The 13,935-nt window shown below is 70.2% G+C and carries 5 protein-coding genes; all 5 read right to left on the bottom strand.

From position 1 onward, the window contains the following. Position 1: 1 nt before the first annotated feature. The 5 genes from ACFVUH_RS12920 to ACFVUH_RS12900 all read right to left on the bottom strand — a co-directional run bounded on the left by ACFVUH_RS12920 (position 2) and on the right by ACFVUH_RS12900 (position 13,820). The gene (locus ACFVUH_RS12920; RefSeq protein WP_355361471.1) at positions 2-841 is read right to left on the bottom strand and encodes a universal stress protein; all 840 of its coding nucleotides are present in this window, start codon (positions 839-841) and stop codon (positions 2-4) included. Then, the gene (locus ACFVUH_RS12915; protein WP_355361473.1) at positions 834-1,769 is read right to left on the bottom strand and encodes a universal stress protein; all 936 of its coding nucleotides are present in this window, start codon (positions 1,767-1,769) and stop codon (positions 834-836) included. Before ACFVUH_RS12915 ends, ACFVUH_RS12920 begins: the two co-directional genes overlap by 8 nt. Positions 1,770-1,918: 149 nt before the next feature. Continuing rightward, the gene (locus ACFVUH_RS12910; protein WP_387912977.1) at positions 1,919-2,134 is read right to left on the bottom strand and encodes a hypothetical protein; all 216 of its coding nucleotides are present in this window, start codon (positions 2,132-2,134) and stop codon (positions 1,919-1,921) included. A gap of 281 nt (positions 2,135-2,415) precedes the next feature. Beyond that, the gene (locus tag ACFVUH_RS12905; RefSeq protein ID WP_387912976.1) at positions 2,416-2,964 is read right to left on the bottom strand and encodes an SMI1/KNR4 family protein; all 549 of its coding nucleotides are present in this window, start codon (positions 2,962-2,964) and stop codon (positions 2,416-2,418) included. 119 nt (positions 2,965-3,083) lie between these two features. Beyond that, the gene (locus ACFVUH_RS12900; protein WP_387912975.1) at positions 3,084-13,820 is read right to left on the bottom strand and encodes a LamG-like jellyroll fold domain-containing protein; all 10,737 of its coding nucleotides are present in this window, start codon (positions 13,818-13,820) and stop codon (positions 3,084-3,086) included. Positions 13,821-13,935 lie beyond the last annotated feature (115 nt).

Genomic DNA, 13,935 nt, shown 5'->3' with positions numbered 1-13,935 from the left:
ATCACTCCGCCGTGCGTTCCTCCGGATGACGGACGACGACGACCGGGCAGTGGGCGTGCTGGATCATCGCCTGGCTGGTGGAGCCCAGCAGCAGGCCCGCGAAGCCGCCGCGGCCGCGGGCGCCGACCACCAGCAGCTGCGCCTCCCGGCTCGCCTCGATCAGCGCCGGGCGGGTCTGCGCCTCGAAGACCTCGGAGCGCAGCTCGACGTCCGGGTACTTCTCCCGCCAGCCGGCCAGCGCCTCGGCGAGCACCCGCTCCTCCTGGTCGGGCCAGCTGGTGCTCGGGTGCGCGATGTGCAGGGCGGTCAGCGGGGCGCGGCGGGCGGAGGCCTCGGCGAAGGCGAAGCCGAGCGCCTCGGCGCCCACCCCGCTGCCGTCCACCGCCACCAGCACCGGCCCCTCCGGGTCCGGCCGGCCACGGACGATCAGCACCGGGCAGTCGGCGTGCGCGGCCAGGTGGACGGCCACCGAACCGATCAGCAGGGCGCCGAACCGGCCGAGCCCCCGGCTGCCGACCACCACCAGCCCGGCCTCCCGCGACCAGCGGGCCAGCACGGTCAGCGGCTCGCCGGTGACCAGCTCGGTGGCGATGTCGAGGCGCGGGTCCAGTGCCTCGGCGCGGGCCCGGGCGTCCGCCAGGATGCCCTCCGCCTGGTGCCGCAGCCCGCCCTCGGGCGGACCGTCCTGCGCCGGCCCGAGCGGGACGTGCATCAGCGGCCAGATGAACGCGTGCACGATCCGCAGCCGGGTGCCGCGCAGCCGCGCCTCGCGGACGGCGACGTCGACGGCGGCCAGGCTCTCCTCCGAGCCGTCGACGCCCACCAGCACCTGGTCACGCATCGCCGGCCTCCTGCTCCTGCTGCTCCTGCTTCTCGTCCCGCTCGTAGGGGACGACGGCGACCGGACAGGGCACGTGGTGCAGGACGGCGTGCGCGACGGCGCCGATGTGCGCGCCCAGCGGCGAGCGGCGGACCCGCCGTCCGATCACCACCAGCTCCGCTCCCGCCGCACGGTCGGCGAGCACCTTGGCCGGGCGGGCGTTCACGGCCTCCTCGGTGACGGCCACCCCGGGGTGCTTCTCCCGCCAGGGCTGCACCACCCGGGTCAGCTCGCCCTTGGCGTACACCAGCATCTCGCCGGTGACGTCGACGCTGGCCGCGATGCCCGCGTACTGGTAGGTCGCCGGCAGTGTCCAGGAGTACACGGCGCGCAGCGGCAGCCCGCGCCGCTCGGCCACCTCGAAGGCGTGCGCCAGCACCGCGTCCGCTCCCTCGAACGGGTCGACGCCGACCACCACCTCGCGCGGGCCGGCCGCTTCCTCCCCGTCCTCCCCCCGCCGGACCAGCACCACCGGGCAGTCCGTCCGGGCCAGCACCCGCTGGCTCACCGAGCCGACCAAGAACCCGGCCACCGCGCCGAACCCGCGCGAGCCCAGCACCAGCAGCTCCGCGGGCGCGCCGTCCGGCTCCTGCGCCCCGCTCACCTCGTCGACCAGCGCCCGCACCGGGTCGGTCGGCACCTGGACGGCCTGCACGGTCAGCTCCGGCCAGCGCTCCCGCACCCGCAGCTCGGCATCCCGCAGCGTGACGTCCGCCTGCCGGCGCGCCAGATCCACCGTCCCGAGCACCGCGAGCGGCGTCACCACCGTCGGCCAGGCGAGCACCACCTTCAGCGGCAGCCCGCGCCGCGCGGCCTCCTCCGCCGCCCAGTCCAGCGCGGCAAGGCTCTCGGGCGAACCATCGACACCGACGACGACGGACCTTGTCATGACGACCTCCGGCAGTTCTCGAACAGGATGCGGCCGGACGGGGTGGAAGCCCGGCCGCAACCACCACCCTTCCCGCCCCCTCCCAGTCCACCCAGAGTCCAAGGTCCCCGCCACCCGGCCGACGGTCCCGCGCCGCGGACCGGAAGCCGTCAGCCCTCTCGCCCGTTGCGGTACTCGTGCGGGGGAATGTTCCAGGAGCCGTCGCTGAAGGGATTGGGCAGCGTCCCGTCCAGAGCACCGGCGAGAAACTCACCGAAGCCCATCCCGTACCGGCGCCACGGGGCCGTTCCGTACGGCACCTGGCGCCTGAAGACGACGACGTCCCAGCTCTCGGGATCGAACGAGTTGCAGACCCAGAACGCCACGTCACCATTGGCGGTCGTCGCGAAAGGAAAGAAGCCTGCCCTCCTCGGACAGCCGGGAGACGCAGGCCTGTCTCCCTCTCCGACTCAGCCCAGTCGACAACATCCCCGCGGCCTTCTGAAGCTCCAAGCACGCCGAGCACTTCACCCCCCGCGCCGGGTGCCCGACGGGGGCCGCGGGGGAGCCGCCCCGCGAACCCGGAACTCCCCATGGCCCCCGCCGGTGGGCCTATCGACAAGGCGCCGTCGTGGACAAAAAGGTCCACACTCGCGCACCAGCCAAGCTAATCATTTATCGGCTCAAAAAATGGCGGCATCTCGCCGAACTCAACCAGTTCATCGGAATCATTCAGTTCCGACTCAGGGTTCAGGTATCGCAACTCCTGCGCAAACTTCACAATGAATTCGCCGAACGAGCCATCGAAAACCACCGGGTCAATGCCGTTCATATTGGTAACGATCTTCCATCGATCTGGATTCTCGTCACAGGGCCAGAAGAAATGCTCGTCCCCAGACTGGTCATAGCCCCACGAGATAAGCCCACCTGGACTCGGGAAGAAACTGAACGGATACCTTCCCGACTCGACTCGCCGCGACCGGCCGAAAGATTCATGAATTCTCAGCATGCGCGACAAGAGGGGGGTGCGGCCGTCAGGATGGAAAATTACCAACTCCCCACAGATCAATCCCGGACCATAGACATCGACAAATTCCTTGAAATCACCGGGAAGGCGCGATCCAAGATACTCCTCGATCTCCCCCCAGGCGCCCGCCCGATAGCCATGGGCCGGCGGCGCGCCAAAGATCCGGAAAATCTCGTCAAGATTCGACAAATCTCAGCACTCCACTAATCGAAGACAGGCGCAGGACACTGTAGTTCAATACCGCCACCTTATCAAGTGTCAGTTGCCATGTATGCCGCAAATCCCGCAAGAGCGGCCGCAAGTGGGTATCATTTGCAGCTGCTTCCCACCGCATCCGCACTATTGATAATCTCGCAATTAACCTCTACGGAGCCGAAGGCAAAGAACTTCACCGAGGTAGGGATCGGCGACGACTTGTTCCCATAGACGGGAATCACCTCAACGAAAACACTCCCACCACCCTTAATAGATTCCACAACCTCATCTTCCGCATTTTCATACATCCACTGATTTGCCACTTGATACATTGTCACAAAGTTGCGAGTGTCCGAGTTTGATCCGCCCATGGCAAATCCGATCAGGTGCCCCCGCGCCCTGTTCGTCACCGGAAGAGTCGTAAGATCCGGCAACGGAAAGGAGAGCCGCGGTCGAGGGCTGGGGGTGTAATCAGACTGGGTGAGCTGGGCGTAGGCACCAGAAGCAACACACACTCCAGCGTGTTCCTTCCTCGGGAGGTAGACCTTGGAACCGTCAAACGCAGCACCTGTGTCGCAGCGATTGCGCCGCGGATCGTCCTGACCCGGATCAGGGTTGCTCGGTTCGGGGCCAGGAGCGGTCTCGGTGGTGGGAGTGACGTTGGCGGCCAGAACGAGCATCGCGAGGACGTCGGTGCTGCTATAGGAAGCGGCGAGGAAGTTGAGGGCGTCGCGGGTGTCCGGAGCGACCCAGTCGGCTTGAGGGGTGGGTCGCTGGGGGGCCGGCGCGTTCTTGTCGAAGATGGGCTTGGGGGGCTCGGCCTTGGGGGCGGCCGGGCGCGGGGGTGCCTTGACGGGGCTGCAGGTCTTGCAGGGCTGCGGCTTCTGGGGGCTGCGGGCTCCGGTCGGGTTCTTGACGGGCGAGCCGGTCGGGTTCTTCGGCGCGGCCGGGCCCTTCGGCGGCGCGTACGGCGACCCCTGGGCGACCGGCGAGGGCGGGGAGCCCTGGCCACGCGGGGTGCTGCTGGACAGGCGTCCGGGGTTGCTCCGGCGCCAGTCCCGGGCCTCCTGCTTCTCCTGATCGATCTCATTGCGCCAGGAGCTGCTCGACGAGCTGCTCGCGGAACCGTAGCCGCCCATTCCGAGGCCTGCCACACCCGCGCCGGGGAAGGCCAGGCCCGGCGCGGGTGCCGGGTTCGGAGCCTGCGCCCGGGCGCCCGAGGTGTTCGGGACGTACGGCGCGGCCGGCTGGGCCGCCTGCGCGGGGGCCTGGTTACTCCCCGGGTTGATGGTGATGGAGCCGCTGAACTTACCGCCGTCGCCGGACTTGATCTCGCTGCCGTAGCCCTTGACGACCACCACCCTCGGAGCGGGCAGAGGGACGTTGGGACCCACCCCGCTATCGTTCCCGATGAACGCCATGTGCCCCGTCGGGTCGGTGGCGTTGAGCGGGCCGGCATTGCCGTAGGTGTAGCGGTTGGCCTGGACGGACGGAAACGGGTTCAGCTGCCAGGAATCCCGGGAGGTGAAGCCGCCGGTGCCGGGGCGGTACCAGCGGGCGTGCATGTTGACGTCGCCGGTGGTGGGGTCGGTCCAGCCTGACTGGTAGCCGAGGCTGGAGCGGGTGCCGCTGGTGGTGACGGGCTTGCCGAAGGGGTCGTAGGTGGCGGCCCCGATGACGGCGGTGCCATCGGCGTTGAGAGTGGCGGTGGCGTCGGTGTGCTGGTCGGTGCGGATACGGACGTTGGTGGTGCCGTCGGTGGCGCCGAGGAGAGTGCCGGCGCTGTCACGCGCATAGCTCCAGGTGCCGTCGCTGACCAGGTTGTTGGTACCGCCGTCGTAGGTGAACTTGGCGGCGTTGCGGGTGCTGACGCGGTCCAGGCCGTCGTACGTGTAGGTGGTGGAGCCGTCGCTGACCAGGCGGTTGAAGGCGTCGTAGCCGAGGGCCTCCTGCTGCACTCCGGTGGTCACGGCGGCGAGGGTGCCGCGGGCGGTGTAGCGATAGGTGCTGGTGCCGTCGCCGACGAGGCGGTTGCGCTCGTCGTAGGAGGCGGTGGCGGTGCCGTTGCCAGTGCGGTTGCCTGCGGCGTCCCATGTGTAGGGCGTGGTGGTGCCGTCGGCGGTCCAGGAAGTGAGGCGGCCGGCGAAGTCGTAGCCGTAGGTATTGTCCTTGGCCGGCTCGGTGAGGGTGCCGCTGACGATCTTGCGGGTGAGGCGGTTGTCGAGGTCATACGCGTAGGCAGTGGCGGTGAGCTGGGTGCCGGTGCCGACGGTGGGGTTCACGAGGAGCTGGTCGGTGGTGAGGCGGCCCAACGCGTCGTAACTGAGGCGGCGCTCGGACATGGCCTTGAGCTTGGTGGTGTCCGCCGGGTCCGGGGCAGCATAGACATGCTTGCTGAGGCGGCCGTCGCCGTCGTAGCCGTACCAGTTCTGGGTCCCGGTCTGCGGGTTGTGCGCCCAGTCCAGCTGGCCGTCGGCCCTGTAGCCGAAGTAGGTGGTACCCGTGGACTTGTCCCAGCGCTTGGTCTGGCGGCCCTCGGCGTCGTACTCCCAGGTCTGGGCCTGGGCGTTCAGCTCGGTGCCGGCCTTGAGCAGCAGGCCGCGGTCATTGTAGGCGTACGCCTGGGCCGTCAGGGCAGTCGCGTTGTGCTGGACCAGGTGTCCGGCCTTGTCGTAGACGAACTCGCGGTCAGTGGTGGCCGCCTCGGCCCCGGTTCCGCTCTCGCGGACCACGCGCCCGGCCGGGTCGAAGGTGCGAGTACGCACCACGCCGCCCGGTTCAGTGAGCTTCACTGCCTGACCGGCCACGTCGTACGCGGTGGTCCAGGTGCGGTCGGCCGCGGCGGGGTGGGCGGTGGTGGACGGTTCTACGGTGCTCTCGGGAAGGCCCCAGGCGTTGAACGTGTAGACGGTGGTGTTGCCGCGTCCGTCGGTGACACGGGTGCGGTTGCCTGCGGCGTCGTAGCCGAAGGTCGTGGTGACCGACTCGCCGGCCGAGACGGGCTCGGTGAGCGCGACCGGGCGGCCGAGCACGTCGAAGCGGGTGGTGGTGACGGCGCCGGTCGCCGGGCTGGTCGCGCTCACCGCTCGGCCTTCGAGGTCGAACGCCGTGGTGACGGTGCGCAGGACCGCACCGGCGGAGTCGAGGTCCTCGGCGACGACCGGGTTGCCGAGGCCGTCGAAGCGGGTACGGACAGCCTCTCCCATCGGGGTGGTGCTCTTGATGAGACGGCCTGCGCCGTCGTAGTCGCGGCGGCTGGTGCGGCCGAGCGGGTCGGTCGCGGTGACGATCTGGCCGGCCGCGTTGTACGTGGCCTTCCCGACGCTGCCGGTGGGGCTGGTGGCGGCGGTCTGGTTCCCGGCGTCGTCCCAGGTGAACCTGCTGGTGAGGTTCTGCAGGGTGGGCTTGCGTTCGACGACGGTGGCGGTGAGGACGCGGCCGAGCTGGTCGTAGGTCGCCTCGGTGCGGGCCCCCACCGGATCCGTGGCGGAGAGCTGTAGGCCCGTGGGGGTCCAAGTGGAGGTCCAGGTGGGCGGGTTGTCGTCGACGGGAGGCTGCAGACCGCCGAGCGAGTTGGGCTCCACACGCCTGGTCTCGTGACCCAGGCGGTCGTACGCGAACGTGGTCCGTCGCCCGGCCGCGTCATTGGCAGCCACGACACGCGACAGCTTGTCGTACTCGACCGTGCTGGTGGCGGTGAGCGGGGTGCCGGCTCCGGGTGGCGTGTAGGTGGGCAGGGTGGCCGAGGTGGCACGGCCGAGCCGGTCGACGGCGGTGCGGGCGACCCGGCCGAGCGGGTCCTTGGCGGAGACCGCCTCGCCGAACGCGTTGTAGCCGGTGGTGGAGATCGGCCGAACGTTCGCCGCAGCGCCGCCGCCGCTCTCCGCCGACACCGGCGGCGAGGCGACGGTCACGGCGCGGGCGAGGGTGTCGTAGCCGTACGTGGTGGTGTAGGCGGCCGGGTCCGCGCCCGCCACGTTTCCGAGCGGCGAGGTGCTGCTGACGACCAGGCCGCGCTGGTCATAGGCGTAGGTGGCGACGGCGCTCGGTCCCCCGAGCGAGGAGGACAGCTCGCTGCGGGTCAGGCGGCCGGCGGTGTCGTAGGTGCTGCTCTGGACACTGTTCTCGGTGTCACTGACCTTCAGCGTGGTGGACGTGACACGGTCGTCGGCGTCGTAGCTGGCGGAGATGGTGCGCTTGAGGCCCGCCGGGTCGAGCACGCTCTGGGTCACGTGGCCCACCGAGTCGTAGGTGTTCACCGTGGTGGTGCGCCCGCCGCCGGTAGTGCGCTTGACGAGCTGTCCGGCACCGTCGTACTCGTTCGCCTCCAGCACGATGGAGCGGCTGGTGCCGTCGGACTGGGTCACGCCCTCGGCCGTGGCCGTCGCGGGCAGCCCGTCGTCGAAGTAGGTGAAGGAGGTGACGGCGCCCATGGCGTCGGTGACGGACGCCAGGCGTCCGGCCGGGTCGTAGGCCCGGCTCTCGACGGTCAGGTCACGGGTGGTTCCGCCGTCGCCGGTCCACCCCTCGACGACGGTGGTCGCGCGCTGGCTGCGGGGGGTGTAGGTGAACCGCGTGACCTGGCCCAGCGGGTCGGTCAGGCGCGTCGTGCGGCCGAGTGCGTCGTAGCCGTAGCGGGTGATGCCGCCCTCGGCGTCGGTGTCGGTCTCGGCCCGGCCGGCCGTGTCGTACACCGTCGTGGCGGTCCGCGAGCCGTCGGTGCCGACGATGTCGGCGACCGTCGTGCCGGTCACCCGGCCGTCCCCGTCGTAGGTCGTCGTGGAACGGGTCTGGTGCTCGGCACCGGTCACCGCGTCGGAGACCTTCGGCCCGGTCTGGACGGTGAGGCGGTTGAGCACGTCGTACGCGTAGGTGGTGGTGACACCGGCCGGCTGCGCGTCCGAGGTCTCGGTCGTCCAGGTCTTGCGGCCGACCGCGTCGTAGCCGTAGGTGAAGACGAGCCCGCTGGGCAGCACGGACCGGACCACGTCGCCTGCCGCATTGTAGGCGTACGTCGTCACCGCACCGCCGGCCGTGGTCTCGGTGGCGAGCAGGCCCGGCGGGGTGGTGCCGCCGCCGGTGGCCGGCTCGGCGCCGGTGGTGTAGGTGGCGCGGGTGGTGCGGCCGTCGGGGCGGGTGGTGGTGTCGGGCAGGCCCAGTGCGGTGTAGCTGACGGTGGTGCGGTAGGTGTTGTCAGCGGGCCCGGAGGAGCGGCCGTCGCGGGTCTCGGTGGGTTTGTCGTTGCGCGGGTCGCGCGGGTTGTCGGGGTTGTGGAAGTAGCTGGTGTAGGAGGTCCAGCAGGAGTTGACGTCGCGGCAGGTGGTGAGCGAGACGGTGTTGCCCCGGGCGTCGTGGCCGCTGACCGCGGCGTGGCCGTTCGGATCGGTGACGGTGTGGAGGAAGCCGCCGGTGTCGTACGTGTAGTTCGTCGTGGCACCGGACTCGTCGGTGCGGGCGATGAGGCGGTTGGCCCGAGTCGCGTCGTGTACCTCGGTGGAGGCGTTGCCGGCGGGGTCGGTCAGCGTGACTCGGGACGCCAGCTCGGTGGCGGCCGACAGGGAGCGGGCCTGGTAGTGCGCGGCGACGCGCTCCGCGGTCAGCGGGTGCTGGTAAAGGGCGACCTCGTCGATCTGGCCGTTCAGCCAGGACCAGCCGCCATTGCCGCCGGGTGCGTTTCCGACGTAGCCGCCACCCAGGTAGGTGCGGTTCATGTTGAGGTGGTTGACCGTTCCCGCGAGGGTTCCGGCCAGCGCACCATCCAGATAGAGGGCCTGCGTGCCCTGCCCAGCGCTGAGAACCGCGTGGTGCCACGAGCCGTCGGTGACGACAGCACCCGAGGTGATCGGGCCGCCGGAGATGCCGTGGTACCACCCGCGGAGCCTGCCGTCGGAGCCGACGAACAAGGCCGGCACCACGTTGTACGGCGCGGCGTTCATGGGTTCGCTCTGCAGGGACAACAGCACACCTGGGCCCGTGGTGCGGAACCAGAGTTCGGCGGCGATGTCGGTCTTGGTCTGAAGGATGGGCGTGGGCAGGTCGACGTAGGAGGTGCTGGTGCCGTTGAACTCGGCCGCCTTGCCGTCACCGGGACCGAACACTCCGGTGGTGGCGGGCTTGGCGGCCGGCGCGTAGGTGCCGTTGCCCTTGATCGCGGCGACCTCGCTGGCCGCTGTGGTGCCCACGGTCTCGTCCAGGCGCCAGTAGCCGCCCGGCGAGTCGGCGACTACCGAGGCCCGGTAACCGACGCCCTGACCTGCCACCTGTGAGCTGCGGGCCCGGTAGTGCGCGACGACGTCCGCCTCGCTGAGCGGGTGCTGGTAGATCGCGGCCTCGTCGATCAGACCGGTGAAGTGGCTGATGTCGCCGGGAGAGGCGGGCCACATCCGCGCGAAGCCCGCGCCCAGGTAGGTACGGCTGTTGGCCTGGTGGTCGACGGAGCCCTGCTGGGTGCCGAGGAGCCGGCCGTCCAGGTAGAGGCTCTGCGCGGAGCCCTGTACAGACAGCACCGCGTGGTGCCAGTTGCCGTCGGTGACGGCGGTCGGGGAGACGGTGTCACCGGAGGCCTGGCAGCAGAACCGGCCGCGGAGCAGGCCGTCGGAGCCGACGTACATCACGGGAGTCCAGCTGCCGCCCACGCCCGCCGGGTCGTCCAGCGCGCGGCTCTGGTCTCCGAGCAGCACGCCCGGCTTGGTGGTGTTGAACCAGAGCTCGACGGCGAGGTCGGTGCCGGTGTGCAGGACGTCCTGGGGGATCTCGATCTGTGCGGCGGAGCCGCCGTCGAAGCGTGCCGCGGTGTCGTCGGTGGGCGCGAAGATGCCCGGCTCGCGCTTGGTGACGCCGTCACCGTAGGTGCCGGCCAGGCCGCTGCCGGCCTCGCTGGCTGCCAGCGCGCCGCCGCGGTCCCCCAGGCGCCAGAATGCGGCGGGGTCGGAGGCCTTGACCGCGTTGCTGTAGAGGAACGAGCCACCGGTGAATGCGGGTTCGGAGATCTTCCAGTCGCCGCCAGCCGAATCGGTGACGGTGGTGAGCCGTTCGGAGACTCCGTCGTAGCGGGCGCGGGCGCCGGTGCGGCCGGTGGGCAGGACGGTACCGGTCAGCTGGGCGCTGCCGGTGCGCAGGGCGTAGTGCTCGGCCACGGTGCGGTCGGTGAGCGGCTGGTCGTAGACGGCGACCTCGTCGATCTGGCCGCTGAACCAGGACCAGCCGCCGTTTCCACCAGGCATGGTTCCGGTCCAGCCACCGCCGAGATAGGCGCGGTCCATGTTGAGGTGGTCGATCTCACCGGCGGCGGTCCCCACGAGCGTGCCGTCGAGGAACAGCGCGGTGGTGTTCCGGGCGCCGGCGAGCACGACGTGGTGCCATGCGTTGTCCGCGACCGTGTCGGTGCTGGTGATCGGGCCTCCGGTGACGCCGTAGTAGAGGCCGCGGAGCCGGCCGTCGGATCCGACGTAGAGCGCGGGAACGACGTTCCACGGATCTTCGGACATCGCCCGGTTCTGCTGGGAGAGGATCACACCGGCGGAGGCCGTGCGGAACCACAGTTCGACGGTGCGGTTGGTGGAGGAGCTGATGGCCCGGCTCGGCAGCTCGACCCAGGAGGTGGGCCGTCCGTTGAGGGTCACCGCCGTGTCGGTGCTGCCCGCCAGCGGACCGGGTGCGCCCCAGACCACGTCCTTGGCATCGGCCGGTGCTCGGTCGCTGACCTGAGCGTCGTTGGCGGCGGCGGTGTCGCTGTTCTCGCCGAGCCGCCAGTATCCGCTTGCTCCGGCGTCCCGCACCGAGGTGCGGTAGCGCGAACCGGTGGCGTACTCGTAGACGGTGCAGCCCTTGTCAGCGGTGAGGGAGACCCCCGGCGGGCAGACCTTGCTGAGCCGGTCACCGTCGTACCGGTAGGACCAACTGCCGGTGGAACCGGTGGGGGTGATGGCGGCCACGTGATTACCGGTCCAGCTGAAGTCCAGGTGGCGGCCCGAGGTGGTGTCCTTGACCTGGACGAGTCTGTCGCCTGCGTAGAAGAGCTCCTGGATGTGCCCGGCCATGTCCCGGACCTGCCCCAGCCTGCCACTCGGGTCGAAGTAGTGGGTCTTCCCGCCGCGGTCGGTCAGAAGCCAGTTCCCGTCTGGGAGCCGGCTCAGGTTGGCGGCCATGCCGGAGCCTCCGACGTAGGCGTTCTTGCCCGGATCCCAGCCGAAGCGGGCCCGCGATCCGTTGGCGGCGGTCAGAAGGACGTTGCCGGGCAACGAGAGCCAGCTGGAGGTCTCGACGTCGATGCGCATGTCCCAGGGGCTGCCCCAGCCCGCGCCGAAAGCGCCGGTGGTGCGCGGATCCAGGGAGTTGTAGCTGCGGGTGACGGAAAGGTCAGGACCGACACTGGGCAGGGAGGCGTCGGTGGCGGCGGTGGTGTAGTTGCCGGCGGCGGTGTTGAAGCTTCGGCCGGCGTCGGAGCCGTTCACGAACTGGTTGGGCTGGGGCAGGACGGTGCGGATGTACGACGCGAGGGTCTTGGGGCTCTCCCCCGCGCCGTCACCGGCCTGGGCGTACCAGGCGTACTGCTCGTTCCAGGTCAGCCAGCCGGGCGGGACGGTGAAGCGGGACTGGCGGGTGAGCCAGCCGGAGTCCTTGCAGTCCACACGGGCGTCGCTGCCGACGACGCGGCACACCTCGAAGCGGTAGTCGAGCTCACGCGGGGCACGGTCCGGGTCCTCGCCCTCGACGGTCAGGGTGGGCTGGACCTGGTACACGACCGCGCCGGAGGGCGGAGCCAGCCTGGTGACGTGCGGGGGCACGTTGACGGAGGAGATGCGGATCGCGATGGGCTGCACACCCGCGTCGGCCCAGAAGTTGCTGGTCTGGTAGTCGTCCATGGTGAACGCGACGGTGTAGGTGCCCTGCGGCAGGGACCGGATGCGTGCGTCGATGACCACGCCGCCGCCCGGGGGGACGTCGTAGGGCATGGAGGTCCAGGCGACGTTGCTGCCGTAGCTGGTGATGTTGTTGCCCCACTGGTCGAACAGCAGGTACGACATCTTGTAGCTGTTGCCCGGCTTCCAGGTCTCCATCCCGCGGTTCCAGGCCCGCAGCCGGACGATGCCCTCCTGGGTGGCCGTCACCGGCTGCTGCAAGCCCCACAGGTCGTAGTCCGCACCGTACTTGGACCAGGTGACGTCCAGCACCGGCTGGCCGCCGTTGTGGTCGTCGCTGCCGAACTGCTTCCAGGCGTAGGAGTCCCACATGTCGGCCTTGATCGCCAGGCCGTAGTTGGGCGTCCAGTGGTGGGTCCACTCGTTGACGAGGTTGCGTCCGCCGGCGCCGAGGTCGATGGACTCCCAGGCCTGCCCGCAGACCCAGTCGCTGTTGGCGTTGGGCCGCCAGCCGTGCGCGAACGCCGGGGCCGCGAGAGCCGGTCCGGACGACGGGCCGGGGAAGGAACGCGGCGTCCCCTCCCACCAGTTGGAGGTGATCTGGTGGATGCCCACGGTGCGTGAACGGCAGCTGCTGGACCAGCCGTTGAACAGCGAGAGCCGCACGCCCAGCACGTTGGCGTTGCTGAGGGCGTCCTCCAGGCCGTTGAACTTGATGTAGGACTCGGCCTGGTGCGCGCCGCCGTCGTAGGTCCCGACCTTCAGCACGGTGTCGCCGGAGAAGTCCAGGTTGTAGGGCGACTCGATGTAGGTGCCGTCGACGGCCTTGATCGAGGACAGCGAGGGGTCGACCTTGATCGGGTAGACGCGCTCGGGAGCGTGCAGCCAGGCCTCGTCGAGCTTGACCTTGAGCGCCTGGCCGCCGCCGTCCAGGGGGACGAGTTCGTAGCCGACGCCCCCGGACACCGTGCCCTCCTCGGTGTTGGGGGCGAAGGCGGAGTCCTGCATCCAGCCTGCCGGCATCCGGCCGCGGGCCGTACCCGCGGCGTCGGTGAAGACCACGGCACCGTTGGCATCCAGGCTCGCGGTCACTCCCTTCAGGCGCAGCGGAAAGATCCACTCGGCAGGGGCGGCGGGGTCCTTGAGGACCAGGGTCTCCTTGAAGGACGTGCTGCCGGCCTGGAAGGTGACATCGGAGTGCGGGCGCGCATCGGGGTAGGTGATGGTGCTGCCCTGGGTGGTGCCGGGAGCGGTCGCGGCGCCCTGGAGCACGTAGCCGACGGAGAGGCCGTCACCGAGTGCCAGGCGGACCAACGGGTCGGCGTCGGCGGTGAGGCCGAGGGTCAGCTTGCTCTCACCCGCCACGGGGGTCCAGCCGGACTGGCTGGATGCCGCGCGGCCTGCGGTGGCCGTGCCGTCCGGGATCAGGGTGGTGTCGATCGTGGCCCAGGAGCCGTCGGCCCGCCGGAAGTTCACGGGGGTCGGATAGCTACGGGTGGTGAGGGTGCCGTCGGTGTTCTGGTAGGTGCGTTGGTGGGCGGTGCGCTTGTCCACCAGTTCCGTGCTCCTGGCCGGATCGAAGCCCTTGGCCGCAGTGGCGTCGGGGGCGGGCTTCCCGGCAAGCTCCGCCCGGCCCTGCGGCTTGGCCGGGGCGTCGACGGCCTCGGCGTCGGTGGCGGGCAGTTCGGCGGGCGGAGGAATGACCGAGGCCGCCGGGTCGACGGCAGCCGGCTGCTCCTCGGGCAACTCACCCGGCGCGGGCGCCGCGCCGTCGCGACCGCCCTCGGCCCCTGCCGCGCCGGTCTCGGCCGTCATCGCCTCATGGCCTCGGCCCTCCGCGTTGCCTGTCACCTGCCTGGGCAGGGGACCGGGATCCGGTGCCGCCGCGACGGCCTGACGGACGATCTCTTCCGCTGCCGTCGCACCCTCCGCCGTCCCGAGGACGACCATGGTCAACGACAGCACGATGGCGAGGGAGCGGCGCAGCACGCGGGACCCACCTGACGGTCAAGGGAGCATAAACCGAGCGTGCGCAGATATATCTGACTGTCATTAGGTCGACAAAGATCCATCGAGCGCGAAGTGATCCAACTCACATCACAAA

Source organism: Kitasatospora sp. NPDC058032, from assembly GCF_042885845.1.
GTDB lineage: Bacteria > Actinomycetota > Actinomycetes > Streptomycetales > Streptomycetaceae > Kitasatospora.
Note: the sequence above shows the minus strand (reverse complement) of the source record. Positions and strands in the feature narration are given on the sequence as shown.

What these genes read in the sequence shown, in the direction of transcription:
- ACFVUH_RS12920 (WP_355361471.1), bottom strand. Translation starts at nt 841, where the DNA reads ATGCGTGACCAGGTGCTGGTGGGCGTCGACGGCTCGGAGGAGAGCCTG.
- ACFVUH_RS12915 (WP_355361473.1), bottom strand. Translation starts at nt 1,769, where the DNA reads ATGACAAGGTCCGTCGTCGTCGGTGTCGATGGTTCGCCCGAGAGCCTT.